This window comes from Pelagicoccus sp. SDUM812002 (genome assembly GCF_031127835.1).
In the GTDB taxonomy this organism is placed as follows: domain Bacteria; phylum Verrucomicrobiota; class Verrucomicrobiia; order Opitutales; family Opitutaceae; genus Pelagicoccus.
The window spans coordinates 251774-278072 of record NZ_JARXHX010000001.1; the positions used below are offsets into that span (position 1 = coordinate 251774).

A 26299-nucleotide genomic window follows, 5' to 3' on the forward strand; every position below is an offset into this window, starting at 1 on the left:
ATTCGGCGATTTTCGCTAAATAAGCCGAGCTTATCCGAGCAGCCAACTATCTCGTTCAAAACCGCGTAAAACGAACGTTAAGCCTACAGGGCTAGCAGTAAGTCACCGATACTAGAAGGGATCCACTCCATCACTCACGAAAAACACCAACGACAGGACCAGTTTTGAATAAGAAAATTCTCATTGTTAGAGGGGACAAGCAGAACGCGAAGGCGTTGTCGTTCCTGCTTGCCGGTTCCGGGTATCAGATTTCCGCTCACTCTTCCGCGGGCGAAGCGATCGAGGCAGCACGCCACCAACGCTTCGACCTAGCGATCACGGACGAAGCCCTACCCGAAAACCAACCGGACCTCTCGCTCGTTTCCAACCTCAAGGAAGCCCAGCCAGCGTTGCCGATTTTCTACCTAGCCAACCAGCAAAGCGTGGAAACAGTGATCAGCTGCATCCGCGCAGGCGTAACTGAAGTGCTCAACGATCCTAGCGATTTGAAGGGCCTGTTGGAAATGACGCGTTCCTTCCTTCGCGGAGCCGACAAATCACCGAGCGAGGACGAAGTAACTTGGGAGGACATACTACAGGTCGAGAGGCTTCTCGACAGTGCTTATCCAGGTTCAGGTAATTCAACAACAGCCTCTCCTACCGCTAGCTCAGCTGAAGTTAAGGAGCTTAAGGACAAACTCGATTCTGCCCTCGCCGACCGTGATCGTACCACGGGCGAACTCGCAACTACCTTAGCAAAACTAGAGAAGGCTCGCCGTCTCGTCGACGAACTCAAGAACGACAGTGGAAACAAGGCTACCGATTCAGAGATACAAGAACGCGCCGCTGAACTCGACGAGCGCGAACGCAAGCTGAAGGAAACATCCACAAAGCTCACTCAGCAAAAATTCGAAGTGGAGTCCCAACTCGCCGAGCTCGAAGCTCAGCAGATCGAATTCGAAGAGGCCCAAAAGGAGGCCCTTCCCATGGGAGGCAACGCCGACATTTCCAATCAAGAATTGGACAGCGAGCGAGCAAAGTTCAACGAAGTCAGGCTAGACCTGCAGGCCACAATTCAGGATCTCCAACGAGAACTTGAAGTCGTGAAGACCAAGGCCAGCAGCAACGAGGACCTGCAGAACGAACTCGTCAGTCTCCGGGAAAAGATCCAAGACGCAAACGAGGCAATCGCCGAAAAGGATTTCATCATAGAGCAAAGAGACCGCGAACTTGAGAGCTTGAAAGAGAATCTCGAGTCAACCGCTAGCAACCTTCAAGTCGAAGAGCTAGAGGACGCCAAGCGACTGGTCGAAATCGAGCGTCATAAGCTTCGAGAGCGCATCGATCAACTCGAGCTGGAGAAACGCCTTTCTGACGAAAAGCACCAGAAGGACCGCCGCGAAATCCAAGTCGAGAGACGAGACGCAGAAATATCTCTGCGAGAAATGCAAAATGCGATCAAGGAGGAGCAACTTAAGCTGAAGGTCGAACAAGCGACATTGAAAGACGAGCTACGGCAATTTGAACAAGCACGCACCAACTTCCAAGAGGACGTTCAGGAACTTCAGAACAAACAGGCCGAACTTAAGAAGATGGAAGCCTACCTCAACCAGATGGAGGAAAGCATAAAAGCAAACGGCGTGATGGCTGAGAACACTCTGCCAAAACCGGACAGCTCCGCCTTCGAACCCATCCAAACCACCCCTTCCGCTCCTCAAGCCGTCGAGCAATCGGGAGAAGCCAGCGGAAACGAAGAGACGAAAAAGCCCGAGAGCTGGGGTAAGCCTGACATGGAGAAAAAAGCCGGTCGCGGCCCGCTCCGTATCGGTCGCCGATCCTCCTTCTAGGCTTCCGGTCAAAGCATAATTTTCGAATCAAGGTCCCGCTCCACCAGCGGGACCTTTTCTATGCCCTCCGTGTCGGGACCAAATGCTCTCACTCCATTACTACGCTGGGTCGATTAGGCCGTATCAAAGGGAGACGGGCCGCATAATCAGGATGCCTTCATGCTGCTGTAGGTCGCTACGAGAGCAGAAAATACACGCTCGGGCGAAGAAGCCGATTTAACCTAGTGACTTAAGCCACCTTTAATCATCGAAGAGTAAGATATCCTTCACCGAGAGTCGTCCTCCTTGACCCGAAAAATTCAGGCGAGACCACTCGAGTTCAGCTAGACAGAAACCTGGTCGGAGTTCGCGTCTTCGATTTTTCCACCCGCGAGATGGCGAAAAAGAGCTCGGTTCTCGTCCCAGACACCCAGTCCGCCATTGCGGGCTTGGCTTTCAGCTTCCACTAAACTGCCGATGAAGCCACCCCCGGTTGACTCGTAGCGAGCGAGCCCTTTGCGGAGCATCATTTCATTCAAGCAATCTCCATTGGAAGATTTTAAGGTTACGTATCGGCAACCACCTACTTCCTTGAAGACTTCCATATAAAGCCGACGGCCCATGACCACCTCTTCAACGACGTTCGCGCAATCCTGCTCAGACCGCGGGTCCCCCGGAGGGAATCCTATGCCCGCTAGAATCACTCGCTCCTTCACCTTGTTTACCAGTACTTCAACCGTGCGGCCGTCAACTGCACCGACCACATCAACAATTATCGTACTCGTGGTACTTGAGCTCCGAAGAGTCATGTATATGAGCCCAATTGCGATAGCAGCGATCGATATGAAACCAAGAATCATTGTAAGGTAGACGAGAGTAAAGGATAGACCCTTAGATATATCGTCCCAACTGATAGCTTCGTTAAGCCACGCGCCTTAATTCGCAGGCAAAAATGCCGTTTTGGCTGCTGTATCTCTAAAGCTCTACTTTCGGAGGAGGAAACTTTCGAGGACTTGGAGGCTTCGCAATACCTGCCCGCTCTCTATAAACTCATCGTTCTTATGCGCTTGGGCAATGTCGCCGGGCCCGAAGACAACACCGGGAATGCCCGCAGCTTCGTAAGAAACCGCGTTTGTCATGTAGGGCACCTCCCTCTCCGCGACAGAGATACCAGTAGCGTCAGCCGCAGCTATCAGCTTTCCTACAAACGCACCGGAAATTTCGCCCCTCAAGGGCGGTCGCTCCAAGAACACTTCAAAGCGAGTACCTTTTTCTGATGCGCAAATTTTTTCCAGCTCACTTCGAGCCGTTTCGGGATCTTCATTGGTCCCAAGCCTCCGATCGATATCCAACTGGCAAGCGTCTGGGACTACGTTGAAGCCAATACCACCGCGGACGACACCTACACTTACCGTTCCTTTCTCGATCTCCCGCTCGTGGGGCACCTCGCTTAGTCTCTGGCCAAGTTGCTCAATACTCTGGCAAATACGCGCCGCTTTGTAGATTGCGTTTTCCCCGAGTTGAGGAGCGGAGGCATGGGCGGCCCGACCCGTAGTGTTCAAAAGGTATCTTCCCACACCCTTGTGTCGGGCAATCACGTCACTACAAGTCGGCTCTCCGGTTATGGCAAAGGATATGCCCAAGTCGTCTTTTAACTCGGCAAGCTTCGAAGCTCCCACCTGTTTACTCTCCTCATCGACGGTAGCGGCAAACACCAGGCCATAAGCCAAGTCTTCCTGTCTGCCGGCAAACCGCTCGAGCACCAGCATAAAGGTCGCTAGACTCGCCTTAGTGTCACAGGAGCCGCGCCCGTAAAAGCGATTGTCCAATTGTCTCAATTCAAAGGGGCTTCCGGTAGCCCAACCGTCCACACCCACCGTATCCATGTGAGCCTCCAGTAGGAGCGTAGGTTTGTCCTTGGGCCCTATCCTTGAAAACAGGTTATCCCTTCCTGGAAGAACGGACTGCCGCACGCATTCGATTCCCCGTTCAGCCAACCACTGAGAAACAAACTCGCACAGTTCAGCTTCTCCAGGCCCACCGAAAACGGGGTTTACGCTGTTGATCCCCACGAGTCTCTCAAGCAGCACAAAAGCGGCCGTCTCATCTAAAAATCCACTCTTCATTTAAACCCTGAATGCGTGCCACCTATGATGGCCTAGGGGAGAATTGCAAATGCCAATTAAAAGCCCATAAAACTCGATGCTCCGCTTGTACGAATAGGGCTTTTGAACTAGCGTTCGTAACGTCTACCGCCCAATCCAACTGAGCCTACTGAGACCTCAGTCATTTACTTTAAATGCCAGATAATCGCCAGACAACAGTTTCGCCAAAGAAAACCGAAAGCACCCCTAAGACAACTCAGCTGGAACTCGAAATAGCAAGGCCAGTGAATCGTCTCGATCAAGATTCAGAGTGTCCGGTTTTCGTGGTCGACGAACTCTTCAACGTAGTTGCTTTTGTCAACGGCGTCCGCTCCATCCTAGGGTCCCCGCGAGCGACCGAGTTTCCCCTTTCGGACTGCGAGGCCCTCAATCCGCTGCAGAAATCAAAGCTTTCCGAAGAAATTCAAAGAGTCCTTATTAGCGACGATCCAGAGATACAACGTTTTCTGAGGATCGAATTCGAGTATGAGAGTGGAAATCGCGTTTTTTGCCTCACCTTCGAAAAGGAGAAGTTGTCGGCTGGCCGTTCCGGCGTACGCTGCACCGCGGAGCCCCTAATCGCCAAATCAACCGCTGACTCCACCGCAAAATTCGCCGGAGACACCGAGGAAGCAATCCTCGGATGGACGCTCGAAAAGCAGTCGAGGGCCTTCGAGCACTTTGGCAGTCCCACCTCTCGCGAGATGGGACGAGTTCTCCTCTCAGAGTGGCTTGCCTGCGTCTCCGAGGCAGACCGCCCCTCCGTCGAAAACGCCTTCGAAAATCTGATTGGGAAAGAGGGTTCCGAGTTAAATATCCAATACAGGATGACACTCGCGACAGGTGTGACGCGAAAGGTCACCACTCTTGCTAAATGGGCACCTGCCATCGACGGGCGCAAATCGGTTACAATTATTGGCATGCACCAGTACGGCCTCGACAACCAAAGCGTCGTCGAAGACCTGAACCTCTTCTCTCACCTCGCTCGGAAAGTACAGCTATCGATCTTGGTGTTCGACCACCTCGGTCACGTCAACTGGTGCAATAACGCGTTCACCGAATGTACCGGTTACAACTTCGAGGATATCATCGGCAGAGACCCGAATGATCTTCTTAAAGGTCCGTTAACCGAGGCCAGCACGGTTAGGCACATGCGGGACCGAATCCAGAAGGGCAAAGCCTTCCACGTAGAGCTCGTGCAGTATAAGAAAAGCGGGGCACCCTATTGGGTGAGCATTGACGGAAACCCCCTCGTAGATGAATCGGGAAAGGTTACTCGTTTCATTTCCTTTCAGACAGACATCACCGAGAGCAAGAAGACTCAAAGCGCCATCCTGCGGAGCGAAATCAAATTCCGCTCCCTCTTCGATAACTCAACCGACGCACTTCTACTGTTGTCGCCAAAAGATGGAGTCATTATCGAGGCAAACAAGTCCTCGTTCGAACTTTTGGATACAGAGCGCCTAGTCGGCCAGCGTTTCGAAGAGATTTTCCCTGACCATGCAGATTTCAGGATAGACTACCTCAACACTCTAATCGACGAAAACAACGGTCATCAACGCCACAGCGCCGAGTTCATAACAGCATCCGGCCAGGTACGACCGGTTGAGATGACCGTTAGCCGTACCCCTATCGGCGAGTCGATCGCTCTCTTCGTCACCCTCAGGGATGTATCTGAAAAGCGATTACTCGAGGAGCAACTTCGCCACACCCAACGCATGGAAGCGGTTGGACGCCTCGCTGGTGGGATCGCTCACGACTTCAATAATCTACTGGCAGGCCAAAGAGGCTTCAGCGAATTGCTTTGCAATTCCCGCGACCTCGCGAAGAAAGACCACGTCTACGCCAACGAGATCCTCAAGATCACAGATAGAGCAAGCAAACTAACAAGCAGACTACTCTCTTTCAGTCGAGGCAAGAGCGACTTGCCAGTCGTAGCCAACCTAAACGAGCTGATCGGCAACATGATGCCAATGCTTTCTCGAATCCTCAAAAAGGAAGTCCGCTTCACTTCGCAACTCGACCCAAAATTGAGTAATGTAAAGGTGGATACAAACCAGATCGATCAAGTCATCATGAATCTGGTAGTAAATGGACAAGAGGCTATTTCCAATCACGAAGGTGTCGTATCTCTGAAGACCAATATGATCGAACTGACAGGTTCCGAGATATTCATCACCGGCAAGCCCAAGCCCGGGAGATACGCAAAAGTATCCGTTCGCGACAATGGCCAAGGCATCCATCGGGACGTGTTGGAGAAGATTTTCGAGCCCTTCTTTACCACCAAGAAAGGAGCTGGCACCGGACTTGGCCTGTCCATCGTCTACGGAATTATTCAGAGCAACGGCGGGCACCTCATGGTAGACAGCGAAATTGGCACCGGCACCGAGTTTTCGTTCTATTTCCCAGAGGTTCTGGAAGAGGTTGTGAAGGAAGACGTCCCAAATCTTCTCGAGCAAATGCCAAGCGCCGAGTCCAAGAAGTCTGGCGGGACTCCTACCATTCTCGTCGCTGAGGACCAAGAGCAAGTTCGCGAAATCCTCGAGCTCGGCCTTGGTCAAAGTGGATACAACCTCATCATTGCAAAAGATGGATTGGAAGCGATTGAGAAAGGCAAAAAGTTCGCAGGCGCCATCGACTTGCTTCTCACCGATTCCATCATGCCAGGCGCATCTGGGTGCAGCGTGGTCAAGGAGATGCAGAAAGCGTATCCAGAAATCAAAGTCGTCCTGATGTCAGGGCTTCCTCAACAAGAAAACGTCGAGTTCAAGGGTCTCAAAATCGATGCCTACGTCGACAAGCCTTTCTCCATTCGCAAGCTGCTCGAGCTGATCCAGCAACTTGTAGCGGTCCCCGATCAATAATCTGTTGAAATTTTAGGATCCGATTAGATCCAGCCCAAAGCGTATCCACAGAGGCATCGTCAGCATACCAACCGCGGTCGTCGCCATCACCACTCGAACGGCAACAATCGGTAGTCCTCCATAATGCTTGGCAATCAGTATCGGCATGATACCAGCGGGCATCGCGGATTGAAACACAAGCACGCGCTTCAACTCGATAGAGAGCGGGAAATACCAAGCGATCCACAGCCCCACACAAGGCAATAGCCCTAGCCTTAGAACCATCCCCAATAGGCTGTCACGCACATTCCAAAGACGTTCTCCGGATCGTATATGATCAAAGAGATTAGTACCGATCGCCAGTAGCCCGAGCGGCACCGCGCAACCGCCGAGCAAGGCTACAGTGCGAGTCGCTACCTGCGGCAAGTGTTGACTCAAGCCGCTCATGTTGATCGCCAGGCCAATTACGAGGGCCATCACCATCGGATTGAAAATTTTGCGGAATCCATCCTTGATCGAACCACCCGCCAAAAACGAGATTCCAACCGTCCAAATCCCCACTTCGATACCCACATTGTGGATGAATAGAACGGCCAATTCGTTGGAACCGAACATACTTTCCATCAATGGGATCGGAAGGTATCCATAGTTATAGATGCCCGTCGAAAAAGCGAAGGTGCGCAATCCGCTTCCTTTTTTCATGCCGCAAGCCCGCCCGAGCAAACTAGCCACGAGGAAACCGAAAGTTACCGTTCCAAATCCCACGACGGGGCCCCAAAGCGATCCCGAACCTACCTCGAACGGTTCCGCATTGATCATGGCGTTTACGATCAGGCAGGGATAAAACACTTTAACCACAAGGATCGTCATCCCTTTCTCGACCGAACCGTCCAACCAGCCCTTCCAACGCAGAGCCATTCCAATCGCGAGCATTGCAAACACGGGCAAAATCAGCAGAAAAATCGAAAAATAATCGTTCATCGGAGGGCTTCTGAACTGACTCGACCGCCGATTGCCGTCAAGACAGCCCTCTATATCTTGCAATTTTCCAGAGATTGACAAGATGAGCCCCTCACCAAAAATTGGCTCAAATTAATGGCTTGGCGCATAGATAAGTACGTTGTTCGTGGTCTCATCCAAAATATAGTTCCCGGACGTGTCGTTGGCACGGTTTGGCTGAAAGGCCTAAACCAACCGGTAGAGCTAAACCTCAAAGGAAATTGCTATCGCGACCTAGCAGGCGCTCGCCTCGAGTTTCGAAACGCAAAGGCGATCGAAGGCGACTACTCTGGATTCGACATTTTCCAAGAAGGCACTGTTGGCGACATGACAGCCTCCAAGAAGGTTAAAACGCCGCCCGACTTCGATGACGACGAATTCGTGTCAGACGAACCTCCCGCCTTCAAACTCGCCAACTGCTTGTACCTCGAATGGTTCAGCGAATCCAACGGCAGAGTACTGATCGAGTCGGTCGACTATGCTTGGAAGGTCAGCCTACCCAAATGGACCCTATCTGAAGATGCGGAGCGCGACCAGCAGGAGGCCAACAAACAGGCAATGTTCAACTTCATGGATGAGCTCTCCCGAGCCCTGGATCCTGCTGAGCAGCGCGAAGATCCCCTCGAGGAGGACATGGACGAGTTTCAATGGGAAGCCTACCTGCAAAAAACCGACGCGCGCAGCGACATGTTGCTAGAGCTCTTCGAAAAGTATGAGAACGCTCCCGACTGCGAGGAAATCATAGCTCAAGCCATGGGTTGGGAAATCGACTCCATGGAAGTTACCGAAGAGTTTTTCGAAGATTGGGATACAGACGAGGATGAAGAAAAAGCAGGATCAGCTTTAGAGTACCTTCCAAACCACCCCCTGATCGTCAACATGATGGAGATCACCTCCAATCTTTACGACGAGTCGGAAGCCAGAAAACTTCTCAGCGACGACACATCAAACCCGTGGAACCAACTCATCTGGCATGGTCAAATGACAGTCAGCAAATTGATCGCGGCCCTCGAGCAAGTATCCGAAGGTGTCGAAACCGAGCCCGGCTTCGTTGTCGCCGCCCTCAAGCGTGCCCTCCATCTCCTGCACCTCACCATCGCCACCATGGAGGCCTGCATCTCCCTCAAACCGGAAGAACACAAATGGACTTCGGACATCCGCAAGGAGCTCTTCGCGTTGAGAGAGTCGATCATCGACCTGATGCACAACTACCGCCAACGCTAGCGGGGGGAAATGCGTTTCGCCCCATTCTTGAAGCGTAACGGTTTTTGGATACGGAGCCAGATTTGAGACTTCTGTCGATTGACAGCAGGCAATCCGCTAAACGAATCGTTGCATTTTTCGACGGCTGCGCCATTCCAGCCTGCAAATTTACAGCTATGGAAATCGCTTTCACAAAGATGCACGGAGCCGGCAACGACTTCGTAATGATCCAAAACCTCGACGGAAAGATCGAGCTCACTTCCGAGCAAGTAGCGAAGCTTTGCGATCGTCGTTTCGGAATTGGAGCTGACGGGTTGATCCTACTCAACCCGCCAGCGGATAGCTCGACGGAAGCCACCATGGTTTACTATAACTCAGATGGCGGTCGCGTCGACATGTGCGGAAACGGGGCGCGCTGCTTCACCTCCTTCGCCCTGCAAAATGGCGTAGGCGACGGCACTAGCGTTTCGTTCAAAACAGATGCTGGCCCGATGACTGCAAACGCCAAGGACGGTCAATTCACCATCCGCCTGACACCGATGCGCGATCTAAAGCTCGACCAAACATTGGTAACAGAACGCGGAAGCTTCACCTACCATTTCATGAACACCGGCGTAGAGCATGTCGTTTCTTTTGTAGACGACGTCAGTGCTGTCGACATCAGACCGGAAGGTAGTGCCGTTCGCTACCACAAGGACTTCGCCCCCAAGGGTACCAACGCGAACTTCGCGCAAATTCAGCCCGACGGCATCATCAAGGTTCGTACCTATGAACGAGGCGTCGAAGACGAGACACTCGCCTGTGGTACAGGTGTAACTGCGGTGGCCATTGCGGCTTCGCTCAAGGGCCACGCTCAAGCACCGGTTTCGCTTTTGGTTGCAGGTGGCGATGTGCTCACCATCGACTTCGATCGCGACGGCGAAACGGTCAGCAACGTCACCTTGACCGGGCCAGCGAAGAACGTCTTCGCCGGCACCGTCCTGATATAGCGTGACCCGGGATATCACCCTCGCTAAATGCCTTACACCTGTCGACCGAGTACTCTGGGCGATCTCAACTTACTGAAGATCGCCGCATTTCTCGGCAAGGTGTAGAGCAACTCGCTTCGCAAGCAAAGGTCCCTCGAAGATCATGCCGGAATAGACCTGTACCAGAGTCGCTCCTGCATCCAGTTTTTGAGCCGCGGTATCCGGACTGGTGATACCGCCAACTCCCACGATCGGAAATCTTCTGTCAACGAGCTTAGCAATGTGGGCGATCATTTTAGTCGACATGTCGCAAATAGGAGCTCCGCTGATTCCGCCTGCTTGATTGATGTCCTTGAACGGACCTTCGCGGGCCATGGTTGTATTGGTGGCGATAATACCATCGAGGCTAAGGTCGTGGAGGATTTGAACGATGTCGTCAACTTCCCCTTCAGTTAGATCGGGAGCGATCTTCAACAGTATGGGCTTACGACCTCCCGCGCGATTCTGCTCACGTTTATCGTTGGCTGCCACCAATTCGCTCAATAGTTCGCGTAGGCGATCCCCTTCCTGCAATTTGCGAAGGTCCGGAGTGTTTGGACTGCTCACGTTGACCACCACGTAATCCGCATAATCCGCCAGCAAGGCGAAGGATCCGAGATAATCTTCTACTGCCTGGTCCAACGGGGTAACCTTGGACTTGCCGATATTTACTCCGAGCGGTATCCGACGCTCTCCCGGTCCCGGCTGACCGGCGAGACGAGCTGCTACAGATTGAGCTCCGTGGTTGTTGAATCCCATCCGATTCAAGACTGCATCGTGCTCTGGATAGCGAAAAAGCCGAGGTTTGGGATTTCCTGGTTGTGCCTTATGCGTGACCGTACCGATCTCAACGTGTCCAAAGCCGAAAGCCTCGAAGGCTTCCCAGCAAACCGCATTCTTGTCGAATCCGGCCGCTAAACCGATCCGATTGGGAAATTTAACGCCAAACGCCTCGACGGGCTGGGCGGCACTGGGCAACTGGTTAAAAGTTCCCATCAAATGAGCCAGCCCCGGGATCGAGCGAAGGACCCTCAACGAATCAACGGTCACTTCGTGCGCCCTTTCGGGGTCGAGCTTGAAAAATAAAGGTTTCAGAAGGTTCTTGTAGACAGCGCCCATGCTATCCGTAAAAGAAGGCAATAAGTGACGTATTGGAAATCAAAAACATACGCATTATCCGCCATAACCAAAGGGATCTCAGAACTGATGACGTCGAGCGCGCAATTTCCACTTGCAATGACCTCGAAACATGCCCTTCAAAAATTGACTTAAAGCACCTACAACATTTCGTCGTCTTTAGCCTTTCATTGATTGACTTAGCAGCCGCAGGAGCTTTTTGGATAACCGTAATTCGTAAAATATGCCAAGAGCAGCAAAACAGTTAGAGTGGTGTACCGTTCGTCTCGGAGAGGATACGAACTGGTGGGTAGTGGAAGTTAGCGACGATGTCCATTGGGACGTCGACGGACTCAGCATTGTCGACCCGCGCCAGATTTCCCACATCCTCGACCTCCTCGAGCCGCTCCAGGAGTATAAGCTCGACCAAGATCTTTTCGATACTGCGTTCATACCGTTCCGTATCCAGAGAAACTTGGGGGACGGCCTTATCCGGCTCACTCGCTCGCAGGAGACCTTTGCAGACGCGGACGAACCTCTCTTCGGACTGCCGAACATCGTGGATGACGAAAACAGCCCCTATGCTGACTTCATCAACCACATCACCAAGATTCGTGTGAACATGCTCAACGACTTGATCGACTTCGAGCAGAAGCTCACGATCGACGAAGTCGAGGACGACATCCGCGAAGAGGAGAACAACAATTTCATCGAAGGCCGTGCCGTTCACCTCTTCAATGAGGTGACCAACATCCTCGACTACGTTCCCGCAGGTTGGGAGCTCGACGACGACGACTCAGCGAGCAAGTCCGACGGCGAGGAAGATTTCGAAGACCTTCCCGAAATCGAAGAGGAGGACACCTCCGAGATTTCCAAGGACGAAAGCCTGAAGTGGGACGAGGAGGACGACGATGAAGATAAAGACGACACCTACGAAGGTCCCCCACCCGATGATGACGACGATGACGACATCGGCTCGGACGAAGAGGACGAAGACAAGTAACCATTTTTCCAATACAAAGCCCGCTCCCATGAGAGCGGGCTTTTTTTGCAAGTCGTAGTGCTGAGCTTTAGCCCGCGGCACCACTGCGAGGAACTATCCCCTCAGCTTAGTCGCCACTTCCTTAGCAAAATAAGTCAGGATCACGTCCGCCCCGGCACGCTTGATCGCGAGCAGCGATTCGTCACGCGTCTTTTCGTAGTCGAGCCAGCCTAACTTCGCCGCCGCGTGGATTTGGGCATACTCGCCCGATACCTGGTAGGCAGCCACTGTCACTTGAGACACGTCTCGCAATTCGCGAATAATATCCAGGTAAGCACCAGCCGGTTTCACCATGACGAAATCCGCACCTTCTTCCTCGTCCATCATAGCGTCCATAATCGCTTCGCGGCGATTCGCAGGGTTCACTTGGTAAGTTTCCTTGCCCAGCAAGGTCGTGCCAGCCGCCTTGGCGCTGCCGACCGCTTCCCGGTAGGGACCGTAATAAGCCGAGGCAAATTTAGCTGAATACGCCATAATCGCGGTGTGGATGAACCCTGCTGCATCGAGTGCCGCTCTGATCGCCCCCACGCGGCCATCCATCATATCGGATGGCGCTACGATATCCACGCCTGCCTCAGCCTGAAGCAAAGCCATCTGGCAAAGACGCTCTACTGTTTCGTCGTTCATGACATAGGAGCCATCTTCACTCAGCACGCCGTCATGACCATGCGTCGTGTAAGGATCGAGCGCCACGTCAGTAATCACCGAGATTTCCGGTATAGCCGCCTTGATGGCCTTCACAGCTCGCAGCGTCAGCGTGTCCGGATTACCCGCTTCCGATCCTTCCGCATCCTTCAAGCTTGGATCCATATTGGGAAAAATCGCCACTGCAGGCACTCCTAAGTCCGCTAGCTCGCGGCACTCCGCCACCAGATCCTCGATGTTGAGACGAAAGAGGCCAGGCATCGAACCGACAGACTCCTTTTCGCCAGAATCCTTGACGATCAAAGGCGCGATCAAGTCCTCTATTCGCACGTAAGTCTCCTGCGCCATCGCCCGCAGAGACGCAGTACGACGCATCCGCCGTGGGCGACGGGGTAAATCCAGCTTGAAATCCTCGGTCTTATCGAAACTCTTCATGGCTTTTCCAGCGAAGCTGTAGATTGGCGTCCAACACGCAACCGAAACCTACAACCTCCGCACCTTATACCAAAACACCGAAGCTTAGCCATCGTGCAAGAAGTCACATTCCACAACACCCTTTCTCGCAAGGCGGAACCTATTGTTCCCACCAAAGGCAATGTCGTCGGCATGTACTGCTGTGGCCCCACCGTCTACGCCCAAGCCCACATCGGCAACTTCCGCACTTTCCTCAACCAGGATGTAATGCGGCGCGTCCTGCAAACTGCCGGCTACAAGGTCATCCACGTGCGCAACCTTACCGACGTAGACGACAAGACTATCGCTCGCTCCATCGAGGAAGGACGTCCTCTCATCGAATTCACCGAGCATTGGACTGAGGTTTTCCACAAGGACTGCGACCGTTTCAACATGCTCGCCCCCCAAATCGAGCCAAAGGCAACTGCACACATCCAAGAGCAGATCAAGATGATCGAAGACCTCATCGAGCGCGGTCATGCTTACGCCTCCGAGGACGGATCCGTCTATTTCAGCGTGTCTTCATTCGATGGATACGGGAAGCTATCTCGTATTAAGGATCGCGAACTCCTCACCGATGCAACGCCCAACGACGAGGACAAAGGCGCCGTCGACGCCGACGAATACTCGCGCGACTCAGCCGCTGACTTTGTCATGTGGAAAAGCCGAAAGCCCACCGATGGCGACGTCTACTGGGAAAGCCCTTGGGGTGAAGGGCGTCCTGGCTGGCACCTCGAGTGTTCCGCCATGGCGATGAAATATTTAGCCAACAACTTGGACATCCATTCCGGCGGGGTCGATCTCACCTTCCCACACCACGAAAACGAAATTGCCCAATCAGAGTGCTCCTGCGGGCACCAAAAGCAATTCTTCAAATACTGGATACACGCTGCCCACCTGCTCGTAGACAACGCCAAGATGTCTAAGAGCCTCAACAATTTCTTCACCGTCGACGATATCGAAGCCAAAGGCTACGCGCCGGTCGTGCTCCGCTACGCCCTCACCTCCGGCCACTATCGCCAGACGATCAACTTCAACGCCGACTCCCTCGTCGCCGCCCAAAGCGCCCTAGTCAAACTTCGCAAGTTTTCCGACGAGATCCTCACGGCTGCTGGACTCAAACGCTCAGCCGTCTTCAAAGAGATCAACAAAGGGAAGCACCTCCACGACGATTGGGGCCAGTTCGCCGACGCATGGCAAAAGCTCTCCCACGACATGAACATCCCAGGAGCCCTCGGCGGCATCTTCACTGCCATGAAGTCGAAGCCTGGGGCCGAAGCTGTCGTACCGTTCCACAAGCTCATTTTCGCCCTCGGATATGACCTGGACCAAGTCGTAATCGGAAAATCGAAAGTCGAAGCTCCCAAGGAAATCAAGGCCATCGCCCAAAAACGTTGGGAAGCGAAGCAAGCCAAAGACTGGGGAGCTGCGGATGCCTTACGCGACGAGCTCGCAGCGGCCGGCTGGAAAGCTCTCGATGGCAAGGACGGATTCGTGCTCGAGAAAGTTTAAGCTCCTAGTCTGTAAATCAGACTCTAATTCTATACGCTCGTTCGCCTACCAATATCCCGGATTTCAAGTTATTTTCGTGGTCTCAAAATAACCCCGAAAATGACCCTAAGATTTCTGTACATCGCCCTTTCTCTTCTATCTATCACCGCTACTTCCGCAGCTTCAGAGGTCGTTTTGACTGAGAATACTCATTGGCTGAGAACGGAGCTACAGGTTGACGAAACCACGACCACCCAGATCTTCGCGGTGGAGCTCTCTGGAGAGTTGCAAAGCTGGACCTCATACCCACTAAATTTCAACAGCCAAAGTGGGACTTGGACTATACATTCCAGCGGAGCCGTCTCTATTTTCTCAGAGTCCGACAACGGTGACGGAAGTTGGAATATCGTTTTCGACATCATGATCGAACAGACAGCCTTTATGCGACTCACGCCTTTGCAGGGCCCTTTTCCCGTGGACTCCTCAATAATCCAAGAAACCCGAAACCTTCTCAAGAACATCCACCGCCTCGGATGGAATCCAGAGCAATACGCGTTCGGGCAAGAATTTCCGCTGAGCTACGATACGGGAGGAAGCAATGGGGACATCGACCAGTCCGACAGTAAGGACGTGATCGGCGATCATCCAGGCGTACACGGGTCTGACTTCCTCTACATGATTGATCGCCCTTGGGAGGAGGACTTCCATATCGCTGCCGCCAAGCGGGCCTACGTGAACGGAGCCATCGTGACATTCGACTACCACTGGGCAGGCAAGTATGGCGGTAACTACCAATCCCAAACCGACGACAACAAGATCCTCGACTACGTGGTGCGCAACGACGACTCCCGTGGCGATGTGACTTGGTTCTACCAAAGTTTGGATCGAATACTAGGTATCATAAATAATGACCTGCAGATCCCTATCGTTTTCCGCCCTTTCCATGAAATGGACGGCAACTGGTTCTGGTGGGGCCGCCAAATGCAGGGCGGGGCTGAGACCTATCGACAGGCTTATCAGCTGCTCGTGGAGTACCTGTCCGAACGCACCGACTACCTGCTCTTCTGTTGGTCTCCCGACGTCGCTCTCTCCGACTTCGAACAGTTCTACCCCGGTGACGCCTACGTCGACATCGTAGGCCGCGACATCTATAACGTCACCGACTCAGGACGCCCACTTGGCAAACTAACCGAAATGATCGACTTTGCGGAAGCCCATGGGAAGGTCGCCGTCCTATCCGAAACGGGTTATGCGGGGAACGGATCCTTCGAAACCAACGATCCGGATTGGTGGACCACTCATATTCTCCATCCTATAGCAGCTGACGAGAATGCCGGAAAAATAGCTTGGGTCCTCACTTGGATCAACGCTCCTTGGGCCAGCCCTTACATTCCGGATTTAGATTCGCCTCAAGCTGCTAAAGACGACTTCAAAACTTTCTACGATTCCCCCAGTACACTCTTCCAAAACGAAGTGGCAGCCCTCGACGTATACGCGGCGCCACCGACTGATTAATTTGCTCTCTTCCTGAAATGAAAAGCCAACGCATCCTTTCGACTGCTTTCTTAAAATCCTGCCTAATAGCGGCTTGTGCCCATAGTCAACCTAGCGCTCCCGTGAACTCTGAGGTCACCCCGGAAACAGCTCACCTTCTCGCAAACCTTCACCAGCTTGCCTGGGATACAGACAAGATCATCTTCGGCCAAGAGTTTCCGCTCAGCTACCAACGGGAGATGAAAGGTATCAACGCACCGGATACATCTGACGTGAAGGACGTAGTCGGCGACCATCCGGGCATTCATGGCTCCGACTTCCACTACCTGATCGACAAGGACGCACACGAACGCTTGTCCCACAAACTCGCTGCCCTCACCGCATACGAATCGGGCGCTATCGTGACATTCGACTACCATTGGCTCGGCAAATACGGCGACTCTCACAATTGGCACGAGCAAGACGCCAAGATCCTCCACAACGTTGTTGAAAATGACGACAGCTCGGGAGATGTAACTTGGTTCTACCAACACCTCGACGAAGTCCTGAAGATCGTCAACGAGGACCTGCAGTTTCCCATCATCTTTCGCCCCTTCCATGAGATGAACGGAAAGTGGTTTTGGTGGGGCAGCCGACTGGAAGGTGGCCCAGAGACCTACCGCAAAGCCTTCCAGCTCCTTGTCGAATACATGTCCGAACGTTCTGAATACATCCTTTTTTGCTGGTCGCCCGACAAATCGTTCCCTTTGGAATACTATCCAGGAGATGATTACGTAGACGTGATTGGCTTCGATGGTTACGGCCAGGGTAACCCAGAGGTAACTTGGTTCACAGTGGAGGACATGGTGAAAAACCTCGAGGTGGCCGTCGACTTCGCCCGAGAACGGGGCAAAGTAGCCGCCTTCACAGAAACTGGCTACGGCACCTCCGGGACCGTCGATTACCACAACACTCAACCGGACTGGTGGACCCGCAGTGTACTCGAGCCCATTCTCGCCAGCGAAAAGGCCCGCCACGTCGCTTGGGTGCTCACTTGGATCAATTCGGACTGGTCAGGCCCCTACACCCCCTATTCCGGATCGCCAGAAGCTTCAAAGGAAGGCTTCCGCAAGTTCTACGAACACGAAGCGACCCTTTTCGAGAAAGAGGTAGCCGAGCTCAAGGTCTACCAAGCTCCCGAATAATTCTATCGCTCAGGAGGGCAGACAAGTGAAGCTCGCGGTCCTTTTTGGCCTCGGAGCCGTTCATCCTTTAAAAAGAACGACCGAGGCTATTGCGTCGACGTTCGCATAATGTGCTACATTGACGGGAACCCCATCCACGCCCCTGCGCCAATGTCGAAAGCCAAATTCAGTCTCCCACTCGCCACCCTTATCCTAGCAGCCTTCGCGATCTCTGGCCCAGTCTCCGTTGAGGGCCAGGCAACCCGGCTCGTCGACGCAACTCGAGTTGACAACGCGTTGGCCAACCTCGTGAACGAACACGGACTGATAGGCGTATCGGGACTCGTGTACGAAAAAGGTGAAGAAGTATATTTCGGTGCCCACGGCTTTGCTGAGCGTGAAGCCAATCGCCCAATGAGACGCGACACTTTGGCTTACATCTACTCGATGACTAAGCCAATCACCGGTGTGGCCTTGATGACCCTCTATGATAGGGGGAAATTCAAGCTCGACGACCCGCTCTCCAAATACGCGCCGGAATTCTCGAACCTCAAGGTGTATTCGGGTAACGACGACAAGGGTGATCCCATTTACGAGAAGCCTAAACGGCCTATCACGATTCGCGACGTAACGCGCCACACCGCTGGCTTCAGCCGAGGTGAATCACCCGATGGTCCGATCACTCAGGCCTACCTCGCAGAAGATCCCAGGAACTTCAACAATACGCTTACAGAGATGGCTGAAAAACTCGGCCGAGTCCCTCTTGCCTGCCACCCGGGCGAACGCTGGCTCTACGGAGATTCCGTCGACCTTCAAGCATTCCTTGTCGAACGAATCAGCGGTCAACCTTTCGACGAATACTTGAAAGCGAACATCTTCAAACCGCTAGGCATGCAAGAGACGGCCTACTACTTCGGTCCAGAGCACGACAACAGGCGCACCCGAATTTACGTCAAGCAAGACGACGGCTCCTTCGAAGTCGAAGATATGGAACGTATCGAATTCAATCAAGAACCTCGAGCTCTCACTCCCGGTGGATACGGCCTAATCTCCACTCTCGACGACTACATGCGATTCGCACGAATGCTACTCAACGAAGGTGAACTCGAAGGCACTCGTATCCTCCAACCCGATACCGTTCGACTCATGGCTACAAACGCTTTACCTGCAACTCTGACCGACAGCATCTGGCTTCCTTCAAAAGGACAAGTTGGATTCGGAATCGACTTCGCTGTACGGATCGCCTCACCCGCCACCCCAGAGGAAAGCTCCGGGGAAATTGGTGAATTTTTCTGGGACGGCCGCGCGAGCACCCTATTCTGGGTAGATCCGGTCAACGATATCGCCGCTGTGCTTTTTGCGCAATTCATGCCCTTTGGGGCGGTTCCTGCCCACAAGGACTTTCGCGACGCTATTTATTTCGACGACGCTTCAGCCGCTGCGCCGAAAGACGACCGCTAATCCAAGCCTCGCGCTCGCCAATTGAACTCGTACCCATTATGATTCAAAGGCTCGCAATCACAATTATCGCACTCGCCAGCCTCCTATCTGGAAACACTAATGCAGCCTACTCGACTAGAGCCCGAAGAGGTCCATGTCTGCGAAGTCCAAGAAATTCACCTGTATTCTCAGGCCGAATACGAGAACCCATACACAGAAGGCGACTGCTGGATAGAACTGGAAGGGCCAAATTTTTCAAAACGAGTTTACGGGTTCTGGGACGGTATTACAGAGGATTCGTGCCTTTAGCACGTATCAATGGAGTTGGTACAACCCGCGAAATGGCGACTGGCTTAAAACGTTGAAGATCAAGACAGACTCTGAAGAGCATTTGAAAAGCCCACCCTTCCCTGCAGACGGCAGTGACTGGCCCGCAAAGCTAACTCGTCTCTACAGCGCCTAATTATTCACCGTTCCGACAATACGAAAACATTCGATTCTATGAGAAACCTCGCCACCGCTTGCCTCTTCACTCTTACATCCGCAATAACCTGTCACGGGCAGTTCTTCGATGACTTCGACGGAGACGAAATTGAAGGCTGGTTCACTATGACCGGCGATGGCTGGGCAGAGATGGAACTCGTACCTCGCGGAGGCTACGCCCGCCTATCCGTGGATGCCACCAAAGATCCGTACAACGTTTGGTGGGCGATCATGAAGCAAGACCTGTCCCGTTTTCTGGATCTTGAAAAGCTCAAGGATCCAGCTTACGAACTGCGAGTCGAGATAAGGGTCCGCCCAAGTGTCGGGCCGAGGCGGATCAATGTCATGATCAATACCCAAAGAACGACCGACTACCACAAACAGCTTCGCGAATTCGATGTCTCTGACACATCAGGTTGGAGTACGATCAGCATGACAACCCAAGACCTCGATGCCTCACCGGGCGACGAATTAAACGTGCAGCTAGGCATCACAGACTGGGGCCATGACCACTACTACCTAGACATCGACTACTACAAAGCAGATATCGTGAAAGCCGCAACCAACGCGCCAGAACTCGGCGAGCCCTTAGTCTACCACCCCGAGACAGCAGAATTGGACAGCTTTTCTGAGCATTTGTCCGTAGCGCATGACCTTGTCATTAACCCAGACTTTCCGGAAGTGAATTTCCACGAATGGAAAAACGGAGAGGACCGAGTCCTTACTGTCAACTCCAGCCAATGGCCGATCCTGCGTTGGGATTTCGGAGCAGCTGAGGGGATGAAAGCCGCGGGACCGGGCATACTGGAGCTTTCCACTCAATCCATCGTTAAAGGAGGCAACTACATCGGAGCCTACGGCGAAGACCTCGGAGTGGAATTCGGAAAGGTTCGTGTCATCGAAATATTTGGCGGAGACCGGTCATGGGATCAATCCACTGCAACCTACGAAAGCTTCACCCACGGAGAGGACCTCGAAACGCTGATCAACAGTCAAATGATCTTCGACACCGAGCTCGCCGAAGACAGAGGCGGCAAGACTTACGTCACCCTCTCCCGTCCCGTTATGCAACGCCTCCTCGACGGTACCACTTCCGGAATCATAATAAAGCCTCTTGGAGCAATCTCCGCCTCGATTTATGACTCAGAAAACGGCGACGGAAGCCAAGCGCCAGCACTGCATTTCAACTTGGAATAACCGTTCACTGCATTAACCGTTGATCTTCGAGAGCTCGTCGTAGTAGTTCCCAAACCAGCTCACGATTTTGTAACCAACGTATCCAAATATCCCTAACAAAACAATTGTAGGATACGCCACGCTTGCCAGTACAAGGCGGCTTTTTGCGTCAGCAAAGTAGCGTTTTGCTGCGGCATCCAGATTCTCTGCTAAGGTACCGGTCTCTTCGCCACTGCGGTAAAGTTGAGCCAAGCCTTTAGGTGCTCGCTTCCCACAATTGGCAATCGCCTGACTTACCTTATTCCCGTTTGAGATAGCTTCGAGCATGGCATCAGTGAGGCGATAAAGCTTAGGACTGTCTGCCGCTTTAGCTGCTATTTCCCACGTTTGTCGGACATTCATCCCCGCAGCGAAGCCCGCCGCCAACACTTCACACATAGTTCCTACCTCCCAACTCCACCTGTATCCAGAAAAGAAGGGCATGTAGCGCATTACGCTAGTCGCTGACCCCGGGAAGAGCCTCGCTCCCGCAACCAAAAAAAGGATCAGTAACCATACAGGCACAATGACCATACCGGCCGAGACGAAAAAAGCGGAGACGTCTCCGTCGACCAAATACGTAATGGAGAACACGAGAGCCGCAAAGTGGAGCAGGAAGAGAGGGTAGGCGAGGGCCAACATCATGCGTCGTTTCACTTTGGCTCGCTCTCGCCGCGCCGTGGCGATGCGACGCATGGCTACGGGCAAACGTCCTGAGAGATCGGATGCTTTCAGTATAGAAAGTTCCGCATACGACAACGAAAGCGATGCGAATTCCAAAGAATCACCCCAAGCCTCTCCATTCTGAAAAGCCGCTTCTAGGCTATCGCTTTTGTCGGCTGGCAACCTCTTCGCAAGTCCTACTGCATTACTTGCCTGCAAACCAGCATCCAAGCCATCCGCTACCTGTTCGAGCCAATCGGCCAGATTTTTATCGGAAAGAGTGGCCATCGTGCTACCTTGATTTTAAGCCTCTCCCGCGTATCCACCACTCCACTTCAACTTGTGGCGAACCACGTTGAAATGCGAATAATCGAGCTTTTGGGCGATCTGTAGCCGTTGCTCGGATACGGAAACCCCTAACGAGCTACCTTCTAGGATATTCAAGTTTCGCTGACCATCCAAAGCCACCAACAATCGCTGGCCGGGCTTCGCATTCTCGATGCGAAGCTTAACGTTGCTAGGAAAGATAATGGATCGGTTGCTCAGGGTGTGCGGGCAAATCGGAGTCAGCGAAATGGCTTCTGTATCCGGATGCATAAGCGGACCTCCCGCTGAAAGTGTGTATGCAGTCGAACCGGTTGGAGTTGCGAAGATCAATCCATCGCAAACGTAAGTCGTGACAAATTCATCGTCCGCAAAAACGTTAATATGAATGATCTGGCTCGAATCCGCCGCCTTTACCACCACGTCGTTCAAAGCCAAATCGATGTGGTTATCTTGGGCCGAGCACGCCAGCAAGGAGCGTCCCTGCACTTTGAATTCCCCAGCCAGCACCGAGGGAAACAAGGATTCAATCTCTTCAGCTGTATAGGTGGTCAAAAAACCAAGTGTACCGCGATTCACCCCGATGACCGGTATCTGCTGCCTCGTCGCTTCAGAGGCCGCACTTAGAAAAGTACCATCTCCACCAACAACGCAGCAGGCATCCACTCCCTCAAGGCTTCCCTCGGGAACAGGGAACCCATTGATATTGCGAGACTCGATTCCGTGATCGCTAGCGATGGCGGCCAGTCTGTCTACAAGTTCATGTGACCCCGACTTGGAGCCATTGATCACAAACGCTAGTTTCTTGATTGCCGTCATGAAGTGCCTCGAAAGATGAAAGTGATAAACTCCTGATTTTCAAACGCTAAGCGCATCCGCTCGCTCAAGCTCGTTTGCTGAGGCCCAGAAGAAACTCCACATTACCGTCCCCGCCTTTAATGGTAGAGACCATTTCTCCGATGTACTCAGCTCCAACAAGCTCCGACAACGCGAACGCTTTAACATCCTCCATGGCTTTCTCCCTCGCTTTTTCGTCACGAATCACCCCTTTGAACTTGTCGGCGATGGCCTTCCCTACTTCGAACTGCGGCTTGACCAGAGCTACCAACACTCCGTCTACCTTTAAAAACGGCCAGACACAGGGAAGCACCGTCTTAAGGGAGATGAAAGAAAGGTCCATTACCATTCGATCGTAGGCATCTCGCGGCAAGAGTTCAGCTGTCAAATAGCGGGCATTGGTCTTTTCCAAGTTCGTGACCCGCTCGTCATTACGTAGCTTCATGTGTAGTTGTCCGTACCCTACATCAACGCAAGTCGCGCCGACAGCACCGTGCTGCAACGCACAATCAGTAAAGCCTCCGGTGCAGGCACCGACGTCCAATACTTGGCACCCTTCGAAGTCCAAGCCGAACTGCTCAATCCAGCCGAGCAACTTCTCCCCACCTCGGCCGACAAAGCGTTGACTGGCCTCTACTTCGATCTCGATCTCTTCCTCGTACTTGGCTCCTGATTTGGTGAGCCGTTCCGTTCCGAGGCGAACTTTTCCGGTCATGATCAAAGCCTTCGCCTCACTGCGTGAACTAGCGAACCCCCGCTCTAGCACGATTTCATCGAGCCTCTTTTTCTTACTGGCCATCGAAAAACGCTTTCGCCTCCTCCACGTCTTTGGCGATCTGACGCTTTAGTTCATCCACCCCACTGAACTTTTGCTCCTGACGCAGGAACTTGTGCCAGATCACCTTCAACCGATGCCCATAGTCGAAGGGACATCTTTCGAGCAGAAAGGCCTCCAGCAAGGGCTTGGTAGTCATCTCTACCGTGGGCCGCAGCCCAAAGTTTGCTACCGCTTTGTATTGGTGTGGCAATGACACGTCCGACACACTCACTGCATACACACCATAGGCGGGCTTCAGATCACCTTCGAACGGTAGGTTTAAAGTGGGAGCATCGATGGTCCGACCCATTCGCTTCCCCTGTGTAACGGTTCCGATACTGTAGTACTCGTAGCCCAACAATCTGTTCACCTTCGCAATATCGCCCGTTGTCAGTAAGTTTCTGATACGCGTGCTACTCACGCGCTCCTTTTCTGACTCTAAGCAAGGCACTGCATTCACGGACACTTCCATAGATTCGCCTTGGCGAACTAAGTCTCCCATATCGCCCACCCGTCCTTTGCCAAAACGCCAGTTTTCTCCTGCGTGCACAGAGGCCAAAGAGGGAACTTCCGATTTTAGATGAGCCAGAAAATCTCTTGCCTCGATAGAGGCAAAATCGCGGGTGAAAGGCTCTTCGACAATAAAGTCCAAACCGAGCTTGGTGAGTTCCAGCCGCTTCAACTCTGGACTAAGGATCATTCGAGCCGGATCGTCGGGGCGAAAGAGACGGCTCGGATGAGGCCAAAAAGTAAGCGCCCCGCATACGCCGCCGCTTTGCCGAGCGGCAGCTTTGGCGGAATCAATCACTAACTGATGGCCGCGGTGCAAACCGTCGAACATTCCAACCGCAAGGTGCACGGGACAATCGACCGCGTATTGGGTCGAACTCAAACTTTCGAACTGAAGCGTCCCGCTCATTCTGTATTCGCAATTTAGAGACGATTTTCCGGCATGGCTTCGTGAGCCGGAATAAGCTTTTTCTCAATTTCAGAAATTTCCATTTCCTTGAAGTCGTCCAGACGGACAGAGCGCGAAGTATCAAACTCGTTAGACGCATCGCGGCGCAGAGCGATCAGATGAGCCCCGCAACCTAGTTTTTCGCCAAAATCGTTGGCTAAAGTGCGCACGTATGTGCCCTTTGAACAATCGAGAGTAAAGTCGATTTCAGGAAGTTCAAAGCGTGTAATTTCAAACTTAGATACACGGATGAAGCGTGGCTCTCGCTCGACTTCCTGCCCTTTCCGGGCAAGCTTGTAGAGACGTTGACCATTGATCTTAACCGCAGAGAACATAGGCGGTGTTTGGTACTGATCGCCTACGAAATCGCTCAAAGCGAACTGTGCCTTCAGCTGAGTAAGGCCTTCCGGCAATGGCTTCGTAACTGTAATCTCCCCATCCGCATCTTGCGTATTAGTCGATTCACCGAGCTTGATAGTACCCGAGTAGGTTTTATCCATGCTAGTCAGAAACTGAGACAGCTTCGTCGCCTTACCCACGAGGATGATCAACAAACCAGTGGCCATAGGATCAAGCGTACCCGCGTGTCCAATACGCTTCATTCTCAATTTTCGACGTACTTGGTCAACTACGTCATGGGAGGTCATTCCGGTGGGCTTGTCGATTAGCAATACGCCTTCAAGATCTCTTTTCTGTTCCATTTTTCTAAATCTCTTTTTCCTGCTCTACTTCGGTTAGGCGCTGCTCGATGGCAGCAAATACTTTGGGTCGAATCTCCTCAAGTGACTCCTCCGTACTGAATGCAGCGGCGCAGGCATGACCACCACCCCCAAATTGTCTAGCGAGTTGGTCGACGCGATAATCAGGAGTCTCCGCGCGGAAGCTTCCTTTCACCGTCGTTTTCTTCTGCTCGAAATAAACCCCTACTCTAACGCCTTCGATAGCCCGCGTGTAATCAACGAAGCCTTCCGTGTGCTCGTACTTAGCTCCTGTATCCAGAAAATCTTGATGCAAGAGGAAACCGGTGCCCAGCTTACCCTCACAATGTGTGGTCAAAGTCGCAAGGAATCGCTGTAAAAGCTCAAGTCGGCAAAGAGGCTCGTTCTCATAAAGAGATTGAGCGCTTACGACCGAACGCGCACCGCAGTCGACCAAACGCGCGCTGAGCTCGAATACACGGCTGCTCGTGGCAGCGTAGGAGTAGCGTCCGGTATCGGTCATGATTCCCGTGAGCAGGCACTGAGCCGTCAAGGGGTCCACGTCCCACCCAAAATCAAACGCCAATCCGGCGAGGATCTCACACGTCGCGGCGCTACTGGATTCGACAAGGTTAAAGTTAGCGAACTTTGTATTCGAAATGTGGTGATCGATGTTGCCGAGGAAGTGGCTCCTCTCGATTAGCTTGCTCGACTTGGGACCGATGCGCAGCTGATCCGCACAATCGACGAAAATAAGAGGGCTTCCATCCAAGGCATCCGGACTGAGCTTCCCGATTTCTGTTTCAGCCATCAAAAACGACAAGGCATCTGGAATTGGATCCGCGTTGTACGCTACAGCGTCCACGCCTTCAGTTCGCAGTAATCGCGTCAAAGCGAGCTGAGAACCGATGCAGTCACCATCCGGTCGAGCGTGTCCGAGAACCAATACCCTGTCGTTCGCGATGCTGGCGAAGAGTTCGCTGAAGCGCTCGGCCAACTGGGGGTAGTAGCTCATGCGTCTGGCTTGTCGGCGCTGGTGGACTTGCTGGCATCGCTCTCTGGCGCTACAAGCTCGTCGATCAACTCGTTCACCATGGCAGCCGCCCGGTTCTTCTCGTCGAAGGCAAAGGTCAAGGCAGGTAGAAACTTCAGAACGATGCGCTTCCCCAATTCGCGGCGGAACATGGAAGTGTTTTTCGCGAAAAACTGCTGGGCCTTCTTTCGGGTAAAACCATCCGCCTCGATTACCGAATAGAAGATGAGCGCGTTCTTGTTGTCGGGGGAAACATCGACCTCCGTGATCGTGATCAAGACCGCGCTCGATTTGAACCGCGTGTGCAGGATATCGCTGATCTCACGTTTGACCAGCTCGCCAACTCTAACTTTTCTATTGCTCATGATCGAAAGACAGTAGGAGCGACCTCGGGTGCGAATCTACTTTTGGGAAAAGAGTCATCGC

General features: G+C 52.9%; 23 protein-coding genes. 11 read left to right on the forward strand and 12 right to left on the reverse strand.

Annotated elements, in window-relative coordinates:
* Window positions 1-164 precede the first annotated feature (164 nt).
* The gene (locus tag QEH53_RS01020) at window positions 165-1826 is read left to right on the forward strand and encodes a response regulator (RefSeq protein WP_309021255.1); all 1662 of its coding nucleotides are present in this window, start codon (window positions 165-167) and stop codon (window positions 1824-1826) included.
* Window positions 1827-2149: 323 nt separating this feature from the next.
* Here QEH53_RS01020 and QEH53_RS01025 read toward each other — a convergent pair whose 3' ends face one another.
* Complete coding sequence (locus QEH53_RS01025; RefSeq protein ID WP_309021256.1) at window positions 2150-2665, reverse strand: hypothetical protein; 516 nt, start codon at window positions 2663-2665, stop codon at window positions 2150-2152.
* Between the two features lie 123 nt (window positions 2666-2788).
* On the reverse strand, window positions 2789-3931 hold the full coding sequence (locus QEH53_RS01030; protein ID WP_309021257.1) for a M20/M25/M40 family metallo-hydrolase: 1143 nt from the start codon (window positions 3929-3931) through the stop codon (window positions 2789-2791).
* 173 nt (window positions 3932-4104) lie between these two features.
* On the opposite strand from QEH53_RS01030, the gene QEH53_RS01035 reads away from it, so the two are divergent.
* On the forward strand, window positions 4105-6813 hold the full coding sequence (locus QEH53_RS01035) for a PAS domain S-box protein (RefSeq protein WP_309021258.1): 2709 nt from the start codon (window positions 4105-4107) through the stop codon (window positions 6811-6813).
* A gap of 12 nt (window positions 6814-6825) precedes the next feature.
* On the opposite strand, the gene QEH53_RS01040 is transcribed toward QEH53_RS01035, so the two are convergent.
* Window positions 6826-7773: an AEC family transporter gene (locus tag QEH53_RS01040; RefSeq protein WP_309021259.1), complete on the reverse strand. Its 948-nt coding sequence runs from the start codon at window positions 7771-7773 to the stop codon at window positions 6826-6828.
* A 114-nt stretch (window positions 7774-7887) separates the two neighbouring features.
* Here QEH53_RS01040 and QEH53_RS01045 point away from each other — a divergent pair, with 114 nt between their 5' ends.
* Both QEH53_RS01045 and dapF read left to right on the forward strand, forming a co-directional pair.
* On the forward strand, window positions 7888-9015 hold the full coding sequence (locus QEH53_RS01045; protein WP_309021260.1) for a hypothetical protein: 1128 nt from the start codon (window positions 7888-7890) through the stop codon (window positions 9013-9015).
* 155 nt (window positions 9016-9170) lie between these two features.
* The gene (gene dapF / locus QEH53_RS01050) at window positions 9171-9983 is read left to right on the forward strand and encodes a diaminopimelate epimerase (protein WP_309021261.1); all 813 of its coding nucleotides are present in this window, start codon (window positions 9171-9173) and stop codon (window positions 9981-9983) included.
* Between the two features lie 69 nt (window positions 9984-10052).
* Here the strand turns inward: dapF and QEH53_RS01055 are convergent, their stop codons facing one another.
* Window positions 10053-11141: a quinone-dependent dihydroorotate dehydrogenase gene (locus QEH53_RS01055; RefSeq protein WP_309021262.1), complete on the reverse strand. Its 1089-nt coding sequence runs from the start codon at window positions 11139-11141 to the stop codon at window positions 10053-10055.
* A gap of 220 nt (window positions 11142-11361) precedes the next feature.
* On the opposite strand from QEH53_RS01055, the gene QEH53_RS01060 reads away from it, so the two are divergent.
* Complete coding sequence (locus tag QEH53_RS01060; protein WP_309021263.1) at window positions 11362-12120, forward strand: hypothetical protein; 759 nt, start codon at window positions 11362-11364, stop codon at window positions 12118-12120.
* A 93-nt stretch (window positions 12121-12213) separates the two neighbouring features.
* Here QEH53_RS01060 and hemB read toward each other — a convergent pair whose 3' ends face one another.
* Window positions 12214-13239, reverse strand: coding sequence for a porphobilinogen synthase (hemB, locus tag QEH53_RS01065; protein WP_309021264.1), 1026 nt, complete (start codon window positions 13237-13239; stop codon window positions 12214-12216).
* Between the two features lie 93 nt (window positions 13240-13332).
* Between hemB and cysS the strand changes: the two genes are divergently transcribed.
* The 6 genes from cysS to QEH53_RS01090 all read left to right on the forward strand — a co-directional run bounded on the left by cysS (window position 13333) and on the right by QEH53_RS01090 (window position 20525).
* Complete coding sequence (gene cysS, locus QEH53_RS01070) at window positions 13333-14769, forward strand: cysteine--tRNA ligase (protein WP_309021265.1); 1437 nt, start codon at window positions 13333-13335, stop codon at window positions 14767-14769.
* Between the two features lie 99 nt (window positions 14770-14868).
* A complete protein-coding gene (locus tag QEH53_RS01075; RefSeq protein ID WP_309021266.1) occupies window positions 14869-16263 on the forward strand; it encodes a glycosyl hydrolase in 1395 nt (464 codons plus the stop codon).
* Window positions 16264-16364: 101 nt separating this feature from the next.
* On the forward strand, window positions 16365-17426 hold the full coding sequence (locus QEH53_RS01080; protein WP_309021267.1) for a glycosyl hydrolase: 1062 nt from the start codon (window positions 16365-16367) through the stop codon (window positions 17424-17426).
* Window positions 17427-17576: 150 nt separating this feature from the next.
* The gene (locus tag QEH53_RS01085) at window positions 17577-18866 is read left to right on the forward strand and encodes a serine hydrolase domain-containing protein (RefSeq protein WP_309021268.1); all 1290 of its coding nucleotides are present in this window, start codon (window positions 17577-17579) and stop codon (window positions 18864-18866) included.
* Between the two features lie 99 nt (window positions 18867-18965).
* Entirely contained in the window at window positions 18966-19154 is a 189-nt protein-coding gene (locus QEH53_RS24130) for a DUF5060 domain-containing protein (protein WP_345785690.1), read from the forward strand.
* A 192-nt stretch (window positions 19155-19346) separates the two neighbouring features.
* Window positions 19347-20525 (forward strand): hypothetical protein, encoded by a 1179-nt coding sequence (locus tag QEH53_RS01090; RefSeq protein WP_309021269.1) that lies wholly within the window; start codon window positions 19347-19349, stop codon window positions 20523-20525.
* A gap of 12 nt (window positions 20526-20537) precedes the next feature.
* On the opposite strand, the gene QEH53_RS01095 is transcribed toward QEH53_RS01090, so the two are convergent.
* The 7 genes from QEH53_RS01095 to rbfA all read right to left on the reverse strand — a co-directional run bounded on the left by QEH53_RS01095 (window position 20538) and on the right by rbfA (window position 26238).
* Window positions 20538-21494 (reverse strand): type II secretion system F family protein, encoded by a 957-nt coding sequence (locus QEH53_RS01095; RefSeq protein WP_309021270.1) that lies wholly within the window; start codon window positions 21492-21494, stop codon window positions 20538-20540.
* A 15-nt stretch (window positions 21495-21509) separates the two neighbouring features.
* A complete protein-coding gene (locus QEH53_RS01100; protein WP_309021271.1) occupies window positions 21510-22349 on the reverse strand; it encodes an NAD(+)/NADH kinase in 840 nt (279 codons plus the stop codon).
* Window positions 22350-22413: 64 nt separating this feature from the next.
* On the reverse strand, window positions 22414-23166 hold the full coding sequence (locus QEH53_RS01105) for a TlyA family RNA methyltransferase (RefSeq protein WP_309021272.1): 753 nt from the start codon (window positions 23164-23166) through the stop codon (window positions 22414-22416).
* Window positions 23156-24103, reverse strand: coding sequence for a riboflavin biosynthesis protein RibF (gene ribF, locus QEH53_RS01110; RefSeq protein ID WP_309021273.1), 948 nt, complete (start codon window positions 24101-24103; stop codon window positions 23156-23158). Before ribF ends, QEH53_RS01105 begins: the two co-directional genes overlap by 11 nt.
* Window positions 24104-24117: 14 nt before the next feature.
* On the reverse strand, window positions 24118-24843 hold the full coding sequence (truB, locus tag QEH53_RS01115; RefSeq protein ID WP_309021274.1) for a tRNA pseudouridine(55) synthase TruB: 726 nt from the start codon (window positions 24841-24843) through the stop codon (window positions 24118-24120).
* Window positions 24844-24847: 4 nt separating this feature from the next.
* A complete protein-coding gene (locus tag QEH53_RS01120) occupies window positions 24848-25855 on the reverse strand; it encodes a DHH family phosphoesterase (RefSeq protein WP_309021275.1) in 1008 nt (335 codons plus the stop codon).
* Window positions 25852-26238 (reverse strand): 30S ribosome-binding factor RbfA, encoded by a 387-nt coding sequence (rbfA, locus tag QEH53_RS01125; RefSeq protein ID WP_309021276.1) that lies wholly within the window; start codon window positions 26236-26238, stop codon window positions 25852-25854. Before rbfA ends, QEH53_RS01120 begins: the two co-directional genes overlap by 4 nt.
* Between the last annotated feature and the right edge of the window lie 61 nt (window positions 26239-26299).

What these genes read in the sequence shown, in the direction of transcription:
- QEH53_RS01025 (WP_309021256.1), bottom strand. Translation starts at nt 2,665, where the DNA reads ATGATTCTTGGTTTCATATCGATCGCTGCTATCGCAATTGGGCTCATA.
- QEH53_RS01030 (WP_309021257.1), bottom strand. Translation starts at nt 3,931, where the DNA reads ATGAAGAGTGGATTTTTAGATGAGACGGCCGCTTTTGTGCTGCTTGAG.
- QEH53_RS01035 (WP_309021258.1), top strand. Translation starts at nt 4,105, where the DNA reads ATGCCAGATAATCGCCAGACAACAGTTTCGCCAAAGAAAACCGAAAGC.
- QEH53_RS01040 (WP_309021259.1), bottom strand. Translation starts at nt 7,773, where the DNA reads ATGAACGATTATTTTTCGATTTTTCTGCTGATTTTGCCCGTGTTTGCA.
- QEH53_RS01045 (WP_309021260.1), top strand. Translation starts at nt 7,888, where the DNA reads ATGGCTTGGCGCATAGATAAGTACGTTGTTCGTGGTCTCATCCAAAAT.
- dapF (WP_309021261.1), top strand. Translation starts at nt 9,171, where the DNA reads ATGGAAATCGCTTTCACAAAGATGCACGGAGCCGGCAACGACTTCGTA.
- QEH53_RS01060 (WP_309021263.1), top strand. Translation starts at nt 11,362, where the DNA reads ATGCCAAGAGCAGCAAAACAGTTAGAGTGGTGTACCGTTCGTCTCGGA.
- hemB (WP_309021264.1), bottom strand. Translation starts at nt 13,239, where the DNA reads ATGAAGAGTTTCGATAAGACCGAGGATTTCAAGCTGGATTTACCCCGT.
- QEH53_RS01075 (WP_309021266.1), top strand. Translation starts at nt 14,869, where the DNA reads ATGACCCTAAGATTTCTGTACATCGCCCTTTCTCTTCTATCTATCACC.
- QEH53_RS01085 (WP_309021268.1), top strand. Translation starts at nt 17,577, where the DNA reads ATGTCGAAAGCCAAATTCAGTCTCCCACTCGCCACCCTTATCCTAGCA.
- QEH53_RS24130 (WP_345785690.1), top strand. Translation starts at nt 18,966, where the DNA reads ATGCAGCCTACTCGACTAGAGCCCGAAGAGGTCCATGTCTGCGAAGTC.
- QEH53_RS01090 (WP_309021269.1), top strand. Translation starts at nt 19,347, where the DNA reads ATGAGAAACCTCGCCACCGCTTGCCTCTTCACTCTTACATCCGCAATA.
- QEH53_RS01095 (WP_309021270.1), bottom strand. Translation starts at nt 21,494, where the DNA reads ATGGCCACTCTTTCCGATAAAAATCTGGCCGATTGGCTCGAACAGGTA.
- QEH53_RS01100 (WP_309021271.1), bottom strand. Translation starts at nt 22,349, where the DNA reads ATGACGGCAATCAAGAAACTAGCGTTTGTGATCAATGGCTCCAAGTCG.
- QEH53_RS01105 (WP_309021272.1), bottom strand. Translation starts at nt 23,166, where the DNA reads ATGGCCAGTAAGAAAAAGAGGCTCGATGAAATCGTGCTAGAGCGGGGG.
- ribF (WP_309021273.1), bottom strand. Translation starts at nt 24,103, where the DNA reads ATGAGCGGGACGCTTCAGTTCGAAAGTTTGAGTTCGACCCAATACGCG.
- truB (WP_309021274.1), bottom strand. Translation starts at nt 24,843, where the DNA reads ATGGAACAGAAAAGAGATCTTGAAGGCGTATTGCTAATCGACAAGCCC.
- QEH53_RS01120 (WP_309021275.1), bottom strand. Translation starts at nt 25,855, where the DNA reads ATGAGCTACTACCCCCAGTTGGCCGAGCGCTTCAGCGAACTCTTCGCC.
- rbfA (WP_309021276.1), bottom strand. Translation starts at nt 26,238, where the DNA reads ATGAGCAATAGAAAAGTTAGAGTTGGCGAGCTGGTCAAACGTGAGATC.